Annotated in this window: 13 protein-coding genes; 4 read left to right on the top strand and 9 right to left on the bottom strand. The window is 34.3% G+C overall.

Annotated features, from left to right (window positions below; translation table 11 throughout):
* Window positions 1-83 precede the first annotated feature (83 nt).
* From frr to rplM, 6 genes are all read right to left on the bottom strand, one after another.
* Window positions 84-647, bottom strand: coding sequence for a ribosome recycling factor (gene frr, locus U0D62_RS14090; protein WP_322287946.1), 564 nt, complete (start codon window positions 645-647; stop codon window positions 84-86).
* Window positions 648-694: 47 nt separating this feature from the next.
* Window positions 695-1,402 carry a UMP kinase gene (gene pyrH, locus U0D62_RS14085; protein WP_322287945.1) on the bottom strand — a complete coding sequence of 236 codons (708 nt, stop codon included), beginning with the start codon at window positions 1,400-1,402 and terminating at the stop codon, window positions 695-697.
* Between the two features lie 462 nt (window positions 1,403-1,864).
* Window positions 1,865-2,830 (bottom strand): translation elongation factor Ts, encoded by a 966-nt coding sequence (tsf, locus tag U0D62_RS14080; RefSeq protein ID WP_322287944.1) that lies wholly within the window; start codon window positions 2,828-2,830, stop codon window positions 1,865-1,867.
* A 162-nt stretch (window positions 2,831-2,992) separates the two neighbouring features.
* Complete coding sequence (gene rpsB, locus U0D62_RS14075) at window positions 2,993-3,817, bottom strand: 30S ribosomal protein S2 (protein WP_322287943.1); 825 nt, start codon at window positions 3,815-3,817, stop codon at window positions 2,993-2,995.
* Window positions 3,818-3,941: 124 nt separating this feature from the next.
* Entirely contained in the window at window positions 3,942-4,328 is a 387-nt protein-coding gene (gene rpsI, locus U0D62_RS14070; protein WP_322287942.1) for a 30S ribosomal protein S9, read from the bottom strand.
* The gene (rplM, locus tag U0D62_RS14065) at window positions 4,328-4,783 is read right to left on the bottom strand and encodes a 50S ribosomal protein L13 (RefSeq protein ID WP_322287941.1); all 456 of its coding nucleotides are present in this window, start codon (window positions 4,781-4,783) and stop codon (window positions 4,328-4,330) included. Before rplM ends, rpsI begins: the two co-directional genes overlap by 1 nt.
* Before the next feature lie 278 nt (window positions 4,784-5,061).
* Between rplM and U0D62_RS14060 the strand changes: the two genes are divergently transcribed.
* Together U0D62_RS14060 and U0D62_RS14055 are read left to right on the top strand one after the other, a co-directional pair.
* Window positions 5,062-7,755 (top strand): DUF5916 domain-containing protein, encoded by a 2,694-nt coding sequence (locus tag U0D62_RS14060; RefSeq protein ID WP_322287940.1) that lies wholly within the window; start codon window positions 5,062-5,064, stop codon window positions 7,753-7,755.
* Window positions 7,756-7,936: 181 nt separating this feature from the next.
* Window positions 7,937-9,139, top strand: coding sequence for a serine hydrolase domain-containing protein (locus U0D62_RS14055; protein ID WP_322287939.1), 1,203 nt, complete (start codon window positions 7,937-7,939; stop codon window positions 9,137-9,139).
* A gap of 13 nt (window positions 9,140-9,152) precedes the next feature.
* On the opposite strand, the gene polA is transcribed toward U0D62_RS14055, so the two are convergent.
* A complete protein-coding gene (gene polA, locus U0D62_RS14050; RefSeq protein WP_322288405.1) occupies window positions 9,153-11,984 on the bottom strand; it encodes a DNA polymerase I in 2,832 nt (943 codons plus the stop codon).
* A 484-nt stretch (window positions 11,985-12,468) separates the two neighbouring features.
* Here polA and U0D62_RS14045 point away from each other — a divergent pair, with 484 nt between their 5' ends.
* Both U0D62_RS14045 and U0D62_RS14040 read left to right on the top strand, forming a co-directional pair.
* Entirely contained in the window at window positions 12,469-13,707 is a 1,239-nt protein-coding gene (locus U0D62_RS14045; RefSeq protein WP_322287938.1) for a metallophosphoesterase, read from the top strand.
* Between the two features lie 85 nt (window positions 13,708-13,792).
* Window positions 13,793-14,089 (top strand): thioredoxin family protein, encoded by a 297-nt coding sequence (locus tag U0D62_RS14040; RefSeq protein WP_322287937.1) that lies wholly within the window; start codon window positions 13,793-13,795, stop codon window positions 14,087-14,089.
* On the opposite strand, the gene U0D62_RS14035 is transcribed toward U0D62_RS14040, so the two are convergent.
* Both U0D62_RS14035 and U0D62_RS14030 read right to left on the bottom strand, forming a co-directional pair.
* The gene (locus U0D62_RS14035) at window positions 14,086-14,742 is read right to left on the bottom strand and encodes a polysaccharide deacetylase family protein (RefSeq protein ID WP_322287936.1); all 657 of its coding nucleotides are present in this window, start codon (window positions 14,740-14,742) and stop codon (window positions 14,086-14,088) included. The two genes, U0D62_RS14040 and U0D62_RS14035, sit on opposite strands and share 4 nt — an antisense overlap.
* 30 nt (window positions 14,743-14,772) lie before the next feature.
* The gene (locus U0D62_RS14030) at window positions 14,773-18,075 is read right to left on the bottom strand and encodes a glycosyltransferase family 117 protein (RefSeq protein WP_322287935.1); all 3,303 of its coding nucleotides are present in this window, start codon (window positions 18,073-18,075) and stop codon (window positions 14,773-14,775) included.
* Between the last annotated feature and the right edge of the window lie 53 nt (window positions 18,076-18,128).

Raw genomic sequence — 18,128 nt, 5'->3', positions numbered from 1 at the left:
GGATGAATTCAATAAAAGTATAGATATAAAAAAGCGCTTTTCGACAGAAAAACACTTTTGCACAGACTTGCCATATGATATAATCATACTGTCATAATTTCTTTTTCCTTAATAGAAAGCATATCATCTATTTTCTTGATGTATGTATCCGTCAATTGCTGAATGTCTACTTCAGTGTTTTTGGCCATATCTTCAGAAAGCCCTTCTTTTTCTAATTTTTTAATATCGTTATTCGCATTCTTCCTGTCATTGCGAACTCCAATTTTAGAATCTTCAGCTTCGGCCTTTGCTTGCTTTACCAAGTCTCTTCTTCTTTCTTCGGTAAGAGGTGGAACATTTATAATAACGCTTTCTCCATTATTCATAGGATTAAATCCTAGATTAGCGACTAATATTCCTTTTTCTATTTCTTGGATCAAGGATTTTTCAAAAGGTTGAATAGTGATAGTTCTGGCGTCTGGAGTTGTTATGTTACCTACCTGATTTAAAGGAGTAGCGGTTCCATAATATTCTACCATAACTCCTCCAAGCATGGCAGGAGAAGCTTTTCCAGCTCTAATATTTAATAATTTTTTCTCTAAGTGTACTATTGCACCTTGCATAGATTCTTTAGTTGAATCTATAATAAAATCTATTTCTTCCTTCATTTTTTAGTTCTTTTCTTTTGACTTATCAAAAAATGAGCCAATTATGATTAAAGGTTTACCTGAGTTCCGATCGACTCTCCAGAAACAACTTTCAGTAAATTTCCGGCTTTGTTCATATCAAAAACTACAATTGGTAATTCGTTTTCTTGACTTAATGTAAAAGCGGTAGTATCCATAACCTTCAGCCCTTTTCTTAATACGTCATCAAATGATATAAAATCAAATTTTGTTGCATCAGCATTTTTTTCGGGATCCGATGTGTATATACCATCTACGCGAGTTCCTTTTAGAATAACATCAGCATTAATTTCTATTGCTCTCAGAACTGCAGCAGAATCTGTTGTAAAATAAGGATTACCTGTTCCCCCTCCAAATATAACAACTCTTCCTTTTTCTAAATGACGAAGTGCTCTACGACGTATAAATGGCTCTGCAACTTCATTGATTTTTACAGCAGATTGAAGTCGAGTAGGTATTTCAGAATCTTCAAGAGCACTTTGTAAGGCTAATCCATTGATAACTGTAGCAAGCATACCCATATGATCTGCCTGTACTCTATCCATTCCTTTACTGGCTCCTGCAACACCTCTAAAAATATTACCTCCTCCAATTACGATTGCAACTTGAACACCTTTGTTGGTGATTTGCTTAATTTCATGTGCGTATTCTGCCAATCTATTTGGGTCAATACCATATTGACGTTCGCCCATTAGAGCCTCGCCAGATAATTTTAGTAATATTCTTTTGTATTTCATTGCTTGTTTTAACTGTCGTGCAAATATAATGATATTCTTAATTTAGAAAATACTTTATTAAGTAAAGGTAAATGTTTTGAATAATACTATAATAACCGTAAAATAAAAAACCCCTGTAAAAAAGGGTTCTTTTCCCCTGCCACCAGTATTGGATGGCTTTAGATTATGTTATAGGTTTGCCAAAGGAAAACAAAGAACAAGGGGGATGAGAAATATTTTTGAAATAGTGATAGTCGTTTTTTCGGGAGCAACATATTTTTATAACAGTTGAATATGTTAATTCTAGACTGATTGGGGAGTTAGTCTTTTTTGGGGTAGCATTTTAGAAAGTTCTAAAATGTTTTAGGGAAAACGATTAGAATCTAGGAAGAAAATATTTTGAAAAATGAGGAAAAAGCCGCTTCTGATAAGAAGCGGCTTTTTAATTTTGTGCTAGAGCACAATAATAATATGTTTTAGGAACTAGCCTAGAGTTACTCTTTCAAAAGAAACTACAGCAACGTCACCTAATGATTTAACATAATCAGCAACACTTTTCTTTTCATCTTTAATGAAATTTTGATCTAAAAGACATTGTTCTTGATCAAGTGTAGTGTTATCAGAGATAAATCTTTCAAGTTTACCAGGAAGAATTCTATCCCAAATCTGCTCAGGTTTACCTTCTGCTTTCAACTCTTCTTTTAATCTTTCTTCTGCTTGAGCAATTACTTCTTCGGTTAATTGAGATCTAGAAATGAACTGAGGAACATTTTTTAATGTTTTTCCAAGTCTTTCTAACTCTTCATTTTCTTTCTCAATAGCAGCGATTCGTGCCTGCGTTTCAGAAGCAACGAATTCAGGGTCAAAATCCTTGTAAGATAATGTAGTGGCTCCCATAGAAGCTACTTGCATAGAAATATCTTTGGCCAACGATTCAGCGCTATCGATAGTAGATGATAATCCTGTTAAGGCACCAATCTTGTTTCCATGTATATATGATCCAACAAAAGGAGCTTCTAGCATTTTGAAATCACCGATTTCTATTTTTTCTCCAATTACACCAGTTTGTTCAATAAGTTTATCTTGAACACTCATACCGTTAAAGTCAGCAGCTAATAACTCTTCCTTAGATGAGCTGTTAAGTGCTACTTCTGCTAATTCTTTAGCTAAAGAAACGAAAGATTCGTTTTTTCCAACAAAGTCAGTTTCGCAATTTAGAGAAACGATTACACCTTTGTTTTTAGCGTCGTTAACTTTTGCGATAACAGCACCTTCAGATGATTCTCTGTCAGCTCTTTTATCAGCTATTTTCTGTCCTTTTTCTCTAAGGATTTTAATTGCTTGGTCAAAATCTCCTTCTGCTTCAACAAGTGCTTTTTTACAATCCATCATTCCGGCACCTGTAGCTTTACGTAATTTACTTACTTCTGCGGCTGTAATCTTTGCCATATCTATATCTATTAAATATTTTAATTTGTTTATTTTAAAAAATAAGTCGTTTAGTCAGTACTGCAAAAGTAAAGAACTAAACGACTCATCGATTTTATATTAAAGTTAAGCTTTGAATTTCTAACTTAACTTCGAATAAAGATTGTTAAACGGTCAATCTGTTTATTCTTCTTCTTGCTTTGCAGCTTCAGTTACTACTGGTGCTTCAACAACTTCTTCTACTACCTTAGCAGGTGCTGCAGCTTTTGCTGGAGCTTCCTTTTTCGGAGCATCCTTTTTCGGAGCATCTTTAGCAGCTTTTCTTTCGTTTAAGCCGTCAATGATTGCATCGCTAACATAGGTCATTACTTTGTCGATAGACTTAGAAGCATCATCATTTGCAGGGATTAGATAGTCAACTTGACGTGGGTCAGAGTTGGTATCTACCATTGCAAAAATTGGAATGTTTAATTTTTGAGCTTCTTTTACTGCGATGTGTTCGCGAGTAATATCTACAACAAATAGTGCTCCAGGTAAACGAGTCATATCAGAGATAGAACCAAGGTTCTTTTCTAATTTTGCTCTTAAACGATCTACTTGTAGACGTTCTTTTTTGGATAAAGTGTTGAATGTACCGTCTTTCTTCATTCTATCAATAGCAGCCATTTTCTTAACAGCTTTACGGATAGTAACAAAGTTAGTAAGCATTCCACCAGGCCATCTTTCTGTGATATAAGGCTGGTTGGCTTTGCTTGCTTTTTCAGCTACGATTTCTTTTGCTTGTTTTTTGGTAGCAACGAAAAGAATTTTTCTACCGGATGCAGCAATTTTCTTTAAAGCTTCACTAGCTTCATCGATTTTTGCAGCAGTTTTATATAAGTTAATGATGTGAATACCATTACGTTCCATATAAATATATGGTGCCATATTGGGATCCCATCTTCTTGTAAGGTGTCCAAAGTGTACACCTGCATCAAGTAATTCTTTTACTTCGATATTGTTTGCCATTTTTGTAATAGTTTACGTTCTGTTGAATTAGCAATAAACAAGTGACTATTTTTAGGCCTTGAATATTTAGATGCTAAACTAACTTCCGTTAAATCGGAATAACAACAAATACTGTTTTAATAAATTAACGTTTAGAGAACTGGAATTTCTTACGCGCTTTCTTCTGACCGAATTTCTTACGCTCTACCATTCTAGGATCTCTTGTCAATAAACCTTCTGGTTTCAAGACGGTTCTGTTTTCTTCATCTAGCTCACATACCGCTCTGGAGATTGCTAAACGAACAGCTTCTGCCTGACCAGTGATTCCACCACCATATACATTTACATTTACATCAAACTTCTCCTCGTTGCCAGTTAGCATAAGAGGTTGGTTAACTTTGTATTGTAAAGTTCCAGTAGTAAAATATGCGTTAAGATCTTTTTTGTTGATCGTGATTTTTCCAGAACCCTCCTTAAGATAAACTCGAGCTACAGCGGTTTTTCTACGACCAATTTTGTGAATAACTTCCATTACTTAAATTCGTTTAAGTTAATAGTTTTAGGTTGCTGAGCGTCCTGATTGTGTTGCGCTCCTGCATAAACCTTTAAATTACGGAATAAATCAGCTCCTAATTTGTTTTTAGGAAGCATTCCTTTTACCGCTTTTTCGATTAAACGCTCTGGATTTTTTTCATACAATTCCTGAGCAGTAAGACTTCTTTGCCCTCCAGGATATCCAGTGTGACGGATATAAGATTTATCTGTCCACTTTTTTCCTGTTAAGTTGATTTTTTCGGCATTGGTAATGATAACATTATCACCGCAATCAACGTGTGGGGTAAAGTTAGGTTTGTGCTTACCTCTAAGTAGTTTTGCAACTACAGAAGATAGACGTCCTAAAGTCTGTCCTTCAGCATCTACGTGTAACCATTCTTTTGTAACGGTTGCTTTGTTTGCAGATACTGTTTTGTAACTTAATGTGTCCACACTAATTAATTTTACTTATTAAACATTCCTTTCCTATATAAAATAGGGGTGCAAATGTACAATTATATATTTATATAGCAAACAGCAAGTTGATATTATTTTTGAATGATGATTCATTGCTTTTCAGATAAATCTCTTTGTAGTGATACATAATTACTGATTTTACAGTTTGGATACCTATTATGCTGTTAATTTTTTACTAAAAAAAGAAACAAAGTGTGACAAACCAGAATAATTTCTGTCATCTTAGTTATATCAATCATTAAACTAATCACTCTATGAAACGTTTTAGCCATCTTTTGGTTATTTTCTTGTTTCCTTTTTTTATTAATGCTCAAGATTCTACTCAAACGGTAAAAAAAAGGATTTATACCACAAAACCATTACAGCAAAATGAACCTCCAACAATCGACGGATTTATTAATGAATCTGGATGGGACTTGGTAGAATGGACTGGAGATTTTATCGAAAATCAACCAGATGAAAATACACCACCCGCCCAGCAAACAAAATTTAAAATAGTATATGATCAGAAATATCTATATGTAGCATACAGGTGTTATGATACAGAACCTGATAAAATAGAAAAAAGACTTTCAAGAAGAGATGGTTTTGCCGGAGATTGGGTAGAGATCAATTTGGATAGCTACCTTGATAAACGAACTGGTTTTTCTTTTTCAATCACAGCTGCTGGAGTAAAAGGAGATGAATTTATTTCTCAGAATGGTAATAATTGGGATGGTAGTTGGAATCCTATTTGGTATGCTGCCACTAATATAGATGATGAAGGGTGGACCGCAGAAATAAAAATCCCGTTAAGTCAATTAAAATTTGGAAAGAGTAAAGAACAGGTGTGGGGATTGCAAGTAAACCGACGAATCTTTAGAAAAGAAGAGAGGTCGGTGTGGCAGCGAATCCCGCAAGATGCTCCCGGTTGGATTAGTGAGTTTGGAGAGTTGCATGGTCTTATAGATATAGAACCACAAAAGCAATTAGAGATCCAGCCATTTACTGTGACTCAATATGATACTTTCCCAGAAGAAGAAGGAAATCCATTTAGAGATGGAGATGACTTTAAATTAAACGGAGGACTGGATGCAAAAATTGGAATTACAAATGATTTAACTCTGGATTTGACTGTGAACCCCGATTTTGGACAGGTTGAAGCCGATCCAGCAGCGATTGCTTTAGATGGTTTTCAGATATTTTTCAGAGAGCAACGTCCTTTCTTTGTAGAGAACAAAAATATATTTGATTATCGTTTTGCCAATGGTTTTGATAATGTCTTTTATTCGAGGAGAATAGGAAGAAGTCCACAAGGTTCCATAAACACTATTGATGGAGAATTCGTAGATCGACCAAATAATACTACTATTTTGGGAGCGGCAAAATTTAGCGGAAAAACCAAAAACGGATGGTCAATCGGTGTTTTGGAAAGTGTAACCTCTAGAGAAATTGCTAAGATTCAAGATCAAGATGGTAACAGAAGAGAAACTATAGTAGAACCATTAACCAATTATTTTGTTGGAAGGCTACAGAAAGACTTTAATAATCGTAACTCATATATAGGAGGGATCTTTACAGCTACCAATCGAGATCTCGGGGATATTTTGAATATAGATTTTGAAGATCCTAATACCGATGAAACAAGTGAATTGGTAAATTTAAGAGAGAACAATCTTAATTTTTTAAGAGAATCTGCATATACCGGAGGTATAGATTTTAGGCATAATTGGAAAGAGAGAAAGTATTTTGTCGAAGGTAATATTGTTACAAGTCATATTGAAGGGTCTAAAGAAGCGATAGAAGCTACACAGAATTCTTTAACACATTTGTTTCAAAGAGTGGATGCCGATCATGTAGAGGTGGATCCTAATCGAACATCATTAACCGGTACTGGAGGTAAGCTTACAGGTGGTAAATCTGGTGGAGGTAACTGGAGATATAATGCAGGTCTTTATTGGAGATCTCCAGAGTTAGAATTAAATGACATCGGTTTTTTACGTCAGGCTGATGAAATAAGGCAGTTCACCAATCTTAGATATTTGTTTTTAAAACCAACCAAATTATATCGAAGAGTAAATCTGTGGTTTAATCAATTTTCTTCTTTTGATTTTGATGGTAACTATAATAGAATTCAGTATGGTACAGGAGGATTTATAAATTATAAAAATAATTGGTGGACAGAGGTAGAATATATTCATAAGCCTAGAATATTTACAAATACTATTTTAAGAGGTGGACCGAGGTTTCGTTTTTCTGAAGAGAATATAGCCGTATTGTTCTTTGGTTCTGATAGCAGAAAGAAGTTTAATTTTACCGTTGGTCATGTGAATTCATGGGCGCAACAAAATAACTTTTCTTTTCAACGATATGTACTAAGATTAAGATATCAGCCATTTGATGCATTTAGTATGTCGCTTAATCCGGAGTTTGAAAGAAATCCTAATAAAACACAGTATGTAACTGAAACTGATTTTAATGGTACTCCAAGGTATGTTACTGCAAAAATTGATCAACAAACCTTAAGTGCTAGTATTAGATTGAATTATAATATCAACCCTAATCTTACGATACAGTATTATGGGCAGCCGTTTATATCCAGAGGAAGATATTCTAATTTTAATTTTGTGAATGACCCGGTTGCAAAAGACCTTAATCAGAGAATCAATCTTTATAATGAGAATCAAATTTCTTTTGCTAATGATGTGTATTCTGTTGATGAAGATGTTGATGGTGCTGTAGATTATACTATAGATAATCCTGATTTTGCCTTTGTACAATTTAGGTCTAATCTAGTATTAAGATGGGAGTATATTCCTGGATCAGAAATATTTCTCGTGTGGTCACAAGGAGTTACAGGGTCGGGAGATCCTGGAGATCATTTGTTCAGAAGTTTGAACAACCAAATATTAGATCAACAACCTGATAATACATTTTTGATTAAAGCAACATATAGATTTGTGTTGTAATGAATATGTTATGATATACTTTCGGGAATTTTGTATTTGATTTTATATGCCTTCTCTTTTTTATGGAGAAGGCATTTTTAATGTTTTGGATTATATATTCTATAGTAAATAAGGAGTTTTAAGGCTAAAGACTTTATTCTGTGATAATTTTACATTTATTTTGCAGACATTTATGATAGATATGCATTACTTTTTAAGAGTATTAATAGTGGCATTCATGTTGTTTGGATGTCAAAGCCAACAGAGTAAAGAAGTAGTTACGGTAACCGCAAAAAAGCCTGAGGTTGAAAAAAAAGATTCTTTGTCTCTTTTTCTAGAACATTATGATAAGTTTTTTAAAACTAATTTTAATGTTTCTGAATGCCCAGGAGCGGCAGTGGTTATTGTTAAAGACTCTACAGTTATTTATAAAAAAGGATTTGGGGTAAAAAAAATCCACACCGAGGATTCTGTTAATGTAAATACTGTTTTTAGGATAGCAAGTCTGTCTAAAGGAGTAACTGCTGTTCTTGCTGGAAATCTTGTGGATAAAGGTGAGTTAAGTTGGAACCAAAAGATAAAAGAGTCACTACAAACATTTGATCTAAAAGATCGGGATCAGGCAAATCGACTTAAGGTTAGTCATGTGCTTTCTCATACAACAGGCTTATATAAATATACGTATAGTAAATTAATAAATCGTGGATTGTCTATCGATCAGATTATTAAAAGTTTTAAGCATAAAGGAGTTGTATCTAGAGAAGGAACGGAGTATGAATATCAAAATGCTATGTTTTCTGTGATTGAAAAGGTAATGGAACAGCAAACAAATCAATCTTTTGAAACACTTATAAAAGAAAGGGTTTTTGCGCCTTCAGGAATGCATAATGCTTCCAGTACTTATTCAGCAATCTCTCAGAGTAATAATATTGCTTTACCTCATAGATGGAATCATTATTCTAAAGAGTACTACCTCACTGATTTGCATAAGAATTATTATAATGTTGCTGCTGCTGGAGGTGTTAATGCTTCGATATCTGATATGGGAGAGTATTTAAAAGTGTTGCTAGGATATAGACCAGATGTTATATCCGAAGAGAGTCTAACGGATATTTTTAACCCTGTTATTTGTACCAGTGATAAAGATACTTATGTAAACCTATGGGATGGAGTAACCGACTCTTATTATGGTATGGGTTGGCGTATACTAGACTATAGAGGGCGTAGAGTCATATATCATGGAGGAAATGTAAATCAATACAAGACACAGCTATTGGTTGATCCAGAAAATAAAATAGCTATCTGTGTCTTGTTTAATGCTCCCAACCCATTTAATGGTCCGGTAATGCCAACTTTTTTAAATTATTATGACTTTTTTAGTGATATAACTAATAGTAAATCTTAGTTTTTACAAACCTCTAGTGCGCTTCTAGCCAATTATCACCTAACCCAAGATCTACATCTAGTGGTACAGCAAGTTTGTATGCATTTTCCATTTCGGTTTTGATCAAAGGTTTGATAGCTTCTAATTCGGGTTTATAAACATCAAAAACCAATTCATCATGTACTTGTAAAAGCATTTTGGTTTTGTAATTACCTTCATTTAATTTTTTGTGGATATTGATCATAGCAATCTTAATAATATCGGCTGCACTTCCTTGTATTGGTGCATTCACGGCATTTCGTTCTGCAGCACCACGTACTACCGCATTAGCAGAATTAATATCTTTTAGATATCTGCGTCTTCCTAATACTGTTTGAACATATCCATTGTCTCTTGCAAAATCTACCTGCTCACTCATATAATTGCGGAGCTTAGGATACGTTTTGTAGTAAGTGTCTATTAATTCTTTGGCCTCGCTACGCGAAAGATCGGTCTGGTTACTTAATCCAAAAGCAGAAACTCCATATATGATTCCAAAGTTTACTGTTTTAGCATTACCACGCTGCTCCCTGCTTACTTCTTCAATAGGTACATTAAAAACTTTAGCGGCGGTAGAAGCATGAATGTCTTCTCCGTTTCTAAAGGCTTCAATCATTGTTTCTTCTTCGCTTAATGCTGCAATGATTCGTAGTTCTATTTGAGAATAATCCGCAGCGAGTAGGGTATGATCTTTGTCCCTTGGTACAAAAGCTTTTCTTACTTGTCTACCACGCTCAGTTCTAATCGGAATATTCTGTAGATTCGGATTGTTGGAGCTTAAACGTCCTGTAGCTGCAACGGTCTGCATATAGTCTGTATGCACTCTTCCGGTAGTTGCATTCACCTGTGTAGGTAAAGCATCAACATAGGTGCTTTTTAACTTTGATAAGCCTCTAAAGTCTAATATGTTTTGAATAATCTCGTGATCTTTGGCTAAATATGATAATACATCTTCTGCAGTAGAATATTGCCCGGTTTTTGTCTTTTTGGGTTTGTCAACCAGTTTTAATTTTTCAAACAATATTACTCCTAATTGTTTTGGTGAAGCGATATTAAATTCTTCACCAGCTTCTGTGTATATTTTACTCTCTAAGCTTTTGATGTCATTATCTAACTCATCAGATAATGATTGAAGAAAATCTTTATCAAGATTAATACCTTCAACTTCCATGTCAGCCAATACTCTAAGCAATGGGACTTCAATATCCTCAAATAAAGATAATATGTTTGCTTCATTTAATTCTGGAGCAAAGTGTTCTTTTAATTGAAGAGTGATATCTGCATCTTCAACTGCATATTCTGTCTGTTTTTCTACAGGAACATCACGAAATGATAACTGGTTTTTACCTTTTTTACCTATTAACTCGGTGATTGAAACAGGAGCATAATTAAGATAGGTTTCAGAAAGGACATCCATATTATGTCTCATATCTGGATTGATAAGATAATGTGCTAGCATTGTGTCAAATAGTTTTCCTTTAACTACAACATTATATTTTGCAAGTACTTTGATGTCATATTTAAGGTTTTGACCAATTTTTGTGATATGCTCAGCATCAAAAAAAGGTCTTAATTCTTCAATGATCTTTTGAGCTTCATCACGTTCTTCAGGAAAAGGGATGTAAAACCCTTTGGTGGGTTCCCAAGAAAAAGCAATTCCAACTAACTCAGCTGTAAGAGGATCAAGACCGGTGGTCTCTGTGTCAAAACATACATTTTCCTGCTTCATTAAATTTTGAAGAAATAGTTTTGTCGCCATTCCAGGAGCTATGCTTTGATAAAAATGTTCGGTGTTAGCTATGGTTTTTCGACTAGAGTAAGAAGCAACTTCTGTAGACTGTTCTTCGTTATCTCCAAATAAAGAGAACTGGCCTGCTCCAGCTTGTTTTGTTTGTTTTTTTGAAGTAGAGGCACTACCGGATTGGGTGGCTGTTGTTTCTTCTCCGGAAAAGATTTTTATGAATTGATCTTTTAGTCGTCTAAATTCTAACTCTTCAAATATTTCTTGTACTTTTTTAGCGTCAGGTTCAGAAAGTTCATAGTCATCGGCACTAAATGTCACATCGCAATCTGTAATGATTGTAGCGAGTTTTTTTGATAGAAGACCTAATTCTGCATTTGCCTCTACCTTTTCTTTCATTTTACCTTTAAGTTGATCTGTATTGGCTAAAAGCTCTTCCATAGATCCATAAGCGGCAATAAACTTTTTGGCGGTTTTATCTCCAACTCCTGGCAGTCCAGGAATGTTGTCTACAGCATCACCCATCATTCCCAAATAATCGATAACCTGCTCAGGTCTTTCTACTTCAAATTTTTTCTGTACTTCAGGAATACCCCATATTTCAATACCATTACCCATTCTGGCAGGACGATACATGAAAATATTTTCAGAAACTAGTTGTGCATAATCTTTATCAGGAGTAACCATATATGTTTTGTACCCTTCTTTCTCAGCTTGTTTTGCTATCGTACCTATCAGATCATCTGCTTCAACACCGGTTCTTTCAATAATAGGGATATGCATTGCTTTTAGTATTTCCTGTATGATAGGAACTGCAATTCGTATAGCTTCGGGTGTTTCGTCGCGATTGGCTTTATATTCTGGAAAGATTTCTAAACGATCCGTACTACCGCCTTTATCAAAAGCAACAGCAAGATGATCTGGTTTTTCTCTTTTAATAACATCAAAAAGAGAATTGACAAAACCCATTATAGCAGAAGTGTCTTGCCCCTTGGAGTTGATTCTTGGGTTTTTGATTAAAGCGTAATAACCACGGAAAATCAAGGCGAAAGCATCCAGTAAAAAAAGACGTTTTTGTGACATAATATATGATAGCTTTTAAGGAATGCAATATAAAAAGAAGATTAATCAAAATAGTATAAAATAATAGGTATTAGATAAAGATTTTTTAATACTAAAATCACTCAACAGCTTGAAGAACTTAAAGACTTAAGGAACGGGCAGGTAATGTTGAAGTTAAAAAATAAGAAATGCCGTCAAGTACTGACGGCATTTCGCCCCAAAATAAAATTGATAACAATGTTATCAATTGCTATAAATACGGTTGTAATTTTTTTTGCAAATATAAATTGTTTTCCAAGTGGAAAGCCCACTAACAAGACATATGGACGAAGGTACGAATAAAAATTTTACATTTGAAAAAAAAGTTATTAAGAATTAAGGCTATTTATTACTAAAACCTCTGGGTTTCTATCAACTAAAAATAAAGATCGTTAATTTTTACTTAAACCTAAATGGATTTGAAAAAGGTAGAATAGCTTTGTTTTTTTAATTAAATAAGGGAAAAATTATGCGTTGGATAATACCTATTGTGATTTATCTGTTGATTGAGATCTATGCGTATCAGGCTGTGCGAACTATCACCAGAAATCAAATAGTGCAGATAGGCTATTTTGTTTTGTCTATATTAGTAATAAGTTATGTTATATATATATTCACGAATTATGATAGAAATGTAGGGCCTACACAATATACTTTGAGAGCAAGTGGTCTGTTGTTGGTCACCATCGTACCAAAATTAATTCTGGTTTTGTTTATGTTTGGAGAAGATATTGTGAGGGTGTGTGTAGCAGGATATAACTACTTATCAAATACGTTTTTTGAAGGAAGTGCTCCTCAATATTTACCAGATCGTAGGAAATTCATCAGTCAGGTAGCGTTAGGAATTGCAGCAATACCTTTTGCAGGGTTGATTCATGGGATTTTTAGAGGGAAATATAATTATAAAGTAATTACACATGTATTGCATTATGATGATCTTCCTGAAGCTTTTGATGGCCTTAGAATCACTCAAATTTCGGATATCCATTCTGGTAGTTTTGATGAGGCTGAAAAAATTGAATATGCTGTTGATTTGATTAATGAACAAGAATCTGACCTTCTTTTGTTTACGGGCGATATTGTCAATACTATGGCGAAAGAAATGGATGATTGGATAGATACGTTTAAACGTATAAAAACACCAAAATATGGTAAGTATTCTGTATTAGGGAATCATGATTATGGAGAATATGTAACCTGGGAAAGCGAGGAAGAAAAGGAAGCTAATTTTGAAGCAATAAAGGATATACATAATAAAATAGATTTTAATTTGTTACTTAATGATAGTGCTTTTCTTGAAAAAGATGGAGAACGAATAGCTATTGTAGGTGTAGAGAATTGGGGGCATAATTTTAAAAAAGCAGGTGATTTAACACTGGCTTCAAAAAATGTGACTAAAGAAGATTTTAAAATATTATTGAGCCATGATCCTTCTCATTGGGAATATGAGGTGAAAAAACACGAGGATCACTATCATCTTACGTTAAGTGGTCATACACATGGATTCCAATTTGGGATTGAAATCCCCGGTTTTATACGCTGGAGTCCGGTACAATATGTTTATAAACAATGGGCAGGAATGTATAATGAAATGGGACGCTATTTGAATGTGAATAGAGGTTTTGGTTTTCATGCATTTCCTGGCAGAGTAGGGATATGGCCTGAGATAACGGTTATTGAGTTAAGAAAAGGGGTAAAACCCGCTTAATTCATATAAAATAGTATCTTTACAACAGTTAATTAACTGTATATGATTATTAAAATACAGTTGGAAACGTAAAAATACTTTAACAATGTCAAAGTTTGGAGATTTAATAGGTATAGGAGTTCCGGTTTTACTGGATTTTTATACTGAATGGAATGAACCTTCAGTATCTATGCATCCTGTGTTAAAGGATGTGGCTGCTGCTCTTGGCGATAAGGGAAAGGTGATAAAAATTGATGTCGATAAAAATGAAGAATTGGCAACGGCATTACGTATCAAAGGACTACCTACTTTAATGATTTATAAAGGAGGTGAAATGGTTTGGAGGCAAAGTGGAGAGCAAGATGCGAATACCTTAATAGGTCTTATGAAAGAGTATGTTTAAGGTGTTATTTTGTCAAAAACATATCCCTCATTAGTAAAATGTGCTAAGATTTCAGGAAGCACAGAGATAAGGTTTTTTGAGGCCTTTATACTATCATGGAAAACTACAATACTACCTGGTTTGGTATGAGTAATTACGTTTTTCTTACAAATTAAAGCAGGCAAAGATTTTTCCCAATCTTTTGATAAAATATCCCATAGTATAATTTTATATCCCAGTTTTTGTATTTCGTTAAACTTAGAGATACTTATTTGTCCATAAGGAGGGCGAAATATTTTTTGTTGAGCAAAATGATCTGAATGTTTTAGAATTACGTTTTCGCAATCTATAATATCTTCAATATATGTTTTTGTGTCATTATCCCAGGCCTTAAGATGATGCATTGTATGATTTCCTATAGCATGGCCATCATTAAGTATTTGTTTAAAAACACCCGGATGTTTTTTAATATTATCTCCAATACAAAAGAAAGTTGCTTTTGCTTTATGATTTTCTAATTCCTTTAAGACAAGTGGTGTGACTTCAGGAATAGGCCCATCATCAAAAGTTAGGTATATTTTCCTTTCACTCTCTTCTGTATATAAATCCCAAATATAGTTTGGGTATATCTTTTTTATAATCCCTGGTGTTTTGGTAGGAATTAGTACTGACATCTATTTGATTGCTTTGATATCTTTGGTTTTTTATTGCGGAATGCTATCTAAAGAATCTAGTGATTTTTCACCATCCTGAAATTCTTTAATTAAATCTTCTTCTTGCTTACTAACCGCATCATTATCATCGTACTCTTCATCTTCAGAATACAGGCGGGTAAATAGTCTTAAATAACGATTAAACTCTTCTGCCTTTTCTTCAACCATGTCTCTATCCTGATTAATTAGAAGCAAGTCGACTACGCTTCTATAGCGCTCTACATTGGTAACTATGTCTTCTGCATAATAGTATTGATTTTTAAGTTCCAGGTTTCCGAAATAGGTAAGTTGCTCTTGGTACTTTTTGGCAATTTTGTTCCATAAATTACGAGCTTTTTCTTTTTCACCTACTTGATAATAACCTGTAACATATGGTTCTAATAGGGTGTAGTACTCATAGTATTCAATAGGCATTTTTTCCGTCCCCAGGTCTAAAATCTCTTTGGCTTTGTCTTTTTTGTCTTCATTAATAAGAGCTTCTACCAATCTTGCCAGATTACTTCTGTACGTAATAGCGTTTTTTCTAGTTTCTGGATCGTGATAAATATCTGGGCTTTCACTGTTACCCCAATCCCAGCTTTTAACGTTGTTATACATTACATCGGTATCAATACGACCCATGTCAAATGGATTGCGCTTATCAACTTTAGTACGGATAGGAACCAATTTATAGGTTACGCCATCGAGCTGGAGATAATCTTTCATCCATAGATAATCATCATCCCCAAAACTTCCTCCGGTAAAATAAATGGGTCGCTCCCAATTATTATTAGCAATAATATCCAGCATTAAAAGACGATTCTTGAATAGAAGACTTCCTTTTAAATGAATATCAATATAAGGTACAATAAGATCTGCGTCTTTAGCAGGAACAATACCACTTCTAAGCACTGCTTCTTTATCCACAGGAATACGTATATGTTTGGTTGGGAAAGTATTTACTTTTTTACCACTTTGTAAATCTCCTTGAGTTCTTGGATCATCTGTTTCTATCCATCGCATCCAGTTTTTGATCAACATGGTGTCATTAGTGACAGGCTTATAATAGATGGCATCATTGTTCCCAAACCTATAAAACTTATGTGTCAATTGAGAAGGTATAGGTTTACTGTCGTATGCAGCCTTTTTCATTTGATCAATGTACCAATCTGTAGCAAAAAGACTCGTGTTGATTGTTCTTACATCCGTTCGATATCCTTCGATATCTTGAGCATACCATAATGCAAAAGTATCATTGTCTCCAATGGTAAAAAGTATTGCATCTTTTTGACAAGATTGCAGATACATTTTGGCCATTGCCTGGGCTGTATATCTATTAGAACGATCATGATCATCCCAATTTTGAGCAGCCATAAGAATGGGGACTGCTATTAGACAAACTACGGTAATTGCCGGAGCTAGTATTTTTGGTTTTAACGAATTTTTGAGCAGATCAAACAATGCGTATACTCCAAACCCAATCCATATGGCAAATACGTAAAATGATCCAACTAATGCATAATCTCGTTCTCTTGGCTCAAAAGGTCTTTCGTTTAGGTATAGTTTTAAGGCTAAACCTGTAAAAAGGAAAAAGATCAACAAGATCCAGAAATTCTTTTTATCACGAGTGAGTTGAAATACAAACCCTAGTAATCCAAGTAGTAAAGGTAAAAAGAAATAGGTGTTACGAGCTTTGTTTTTAAGAGCATCGCTAGGTAGATTGTCCTGAGAGCCTAAATGCATTTCATCAATGAACTTGATACCACTTAGCCAGTTTCCTTCAAGATCTGTGTATTGTCCTTGATTGTCATCTTGCCTACCTACAAAGTTCCACATAAAATAACGCCAATACATGTAGCCTATTTGATATTCAAAAAAGTAACCGATGTTATCTATAAATGATGGCTTTTGTATATTGAGATACTCACCAAATGATTTTAAAAACTTGTCATAGTCATCATTATCCATTTGACCACTGGCATATTCTCTCCTGAATTGAGTTACAGCGTTTAGGAGCTCATCTTCATCCTGATATTCAGGTTTTATAGTAAATTTTATAGGGCCAGTAAATTGCATATAATTAGCAATATGTTCTGTGCTCCACATTCTTGGAAGAATAGCCTTATGATCATCGTCAATATTTTGTTTGGCATTCTTCCAGTCATTTACGATATCATATTTACCGGTTTCAAGATTTTTTTCATACTTAGGTTTGTCGTCTTCGTATGGGTTGTTTTCATCAAGACCAGCATAGATTTCTGTAAATTGAGGACCATAGAAAAGATGAGTTTCTGGATATTGTTCTAAGTTGTAATATGCTAATAATTCCCGAGCGTTATTAGGATTATTTTCGTTAATTACGGTGCCGGCATTGGCACGAATAGGCAGCATAATCCAGCAAGAGAAACCTACAAAAATAAATACAACACATAATAATATGGTATTTAATAATGGATAGTTCTTTTTGCGGGTATATTTTAATAAGTAATAAAAAAGTCCTGCAAAGAAAAGCCCTGTTATAATAGTTCCGGAATTGAAAGGAAGGCCTATTGAGTTAACAAAGAAAACTTCGGCAAACCCAAAAAACTTAAGTGTTGAAGGTAGTAACAGCTTAAAAATAAATAATAAAATACCTACAACAACAACATTAGCAATAATAAAGTTCTTTATCGTAATGTTTTTATAATTCTTGAAATAATAAAGCAAACCAATAGCAGGGATTGATAATAATCCCATGAAGTGAACACCAAAAGACAGCCCTACAATAAAGGCTATAAGAATCAACCATCGATTACCTCGAGGTTTGTGCATATCTCTTTCCCAAAGCAATCCAAGATAAAATAGGATAGATAAAATACAGATGGCCATAGCATAAACTTCAGCTTCTACTGCATTGAACCAAAAACTGTCAGAGAAGGTAAAAGCTAATGAGCCAACAAATGCACTTCCTAAAACAGCGAGAGCTTTACTTTGAGTAAGTTCTTCATCTTTAATTATGAGTTTACGAACAAGAATAGTAATCGACCAAAACATAAATAGAATTGCAAAAGCACTTGCAAAAGCAGAGGTCATATTTACCATTAAGGCAATTTGACTTGGATCTGAAGCAAAAACTGAAGCAAAAGCCCCTATCATCTGAAATAAAGGAGCTCCTGGAGGGTGCCCCACCTGCAGTTTTGAAGAGGTGGCAATATATTCTCCAGCATCCCAGAAACTAGCTGTTGGTTCAACGGTAAGTGAATAGACACATAAGGCAATTACAAAGACTGCCCACCCCGAAATTTTATTCCACTTTGCAAAGTTGAATGTACTCATAAGATTTTGCTGTTGTTATAACGTGTGGCGAATTTAGTAATAAAAATACTTTC

It is taken from the genome of Aquimarina callyspongiae, assembly GCF_034322225.1.
Taxonomy (GTDB): Bacteria; Bacteroidota; Bacteroidia; order Flavobacteriales; family Flavobacteriaceae; genus Aquimarina.
This window is presented reverse-complemented; position numbering and strand designations above follow the sequence as displayed.

What these genes read in the sequence shown, in the direction of transcription:
- U0D62_RS14055 (WP_322287939.1), top strand. Translation starts at nt 7,937, where the DNA reads ATGCATTACTTTTTAAGAGTATTAATAGTGGCATTCATGTTGTTTGGA.
- U0D62_RS14045 (WP_322287938.1), top strand. Translation starts at nt 12,469, where the DNA reads ATGCGTTGGATAATACCTATTGTGATTTATCTGTTGATTGAGATCTAT.
- U0D62_RS14030 (WP_322287935.1), bottom strand. Translation starts at nt 18,075, where the DNA reads ATGAGTACATTCAACTTTGCAAAGTGGAATAAAATTTCGGGGTGGGCA.
- U0D62_RS14035 (WP_322287936.1), bottom strand. Translation starts at nt 14,742, where the DNA reads ATGTCAGTACTAATTCCTACCAAAACACCAGGGATTATAAAAAAGATA.
- frr (WP_322287946.1), bottom strand. Translation starts at nt 647, where the DNA reads ATGAAGGAAGAAATAGATTTTATTATAGATTCAACTAAAGAATCTATG.
- pyrH (WP_322287945.1), bottom strand. Translation starts at nt 1,402, where the DNA reads ATGAAATACAAAAGAATATTACTAAAATTATCTGGCGAGGCTCTAATG.
- tsf (WP_322287944.1), bottom strand. Translation starts at nt 2,830, where the DNA reads ATGGCAAAGATTACAGCCGCAGAAGTAAGTAAATTACGTAAAGCTACA.
- U0D62_RS14060 (WP_322287940.1), top strand. Translation starts at nt 5,062, where the DNA reads ATGAAACGTTTTAGCCATCTTTTGGTTATTTTCTTGTTTCCTTTTTTT.
- rpsB (WP_322287943.1), bottom strand. Translation starts at nt 3,817, where the DNA reads ATGGCAAACAATATCGAAGTAAAAGAATTACTTGATGCAGGTGTACAC.
- U0D62_RS14040 (WP_322287937.1), top strand. Translation starts at nt 13,793, where the DNA reads ATGTCAAAGTTTGGAGATTTAATAGGTATAGGAGTTCCGGTTTTACTG.
- rpsI (WP_322287942.1), bottom strand. Translation starts at nt 4,328, where the DNA reads ATGGAAGTTATTCACAAAATTGGTCGTAGAAAAACCGCTGTAGCTCGA.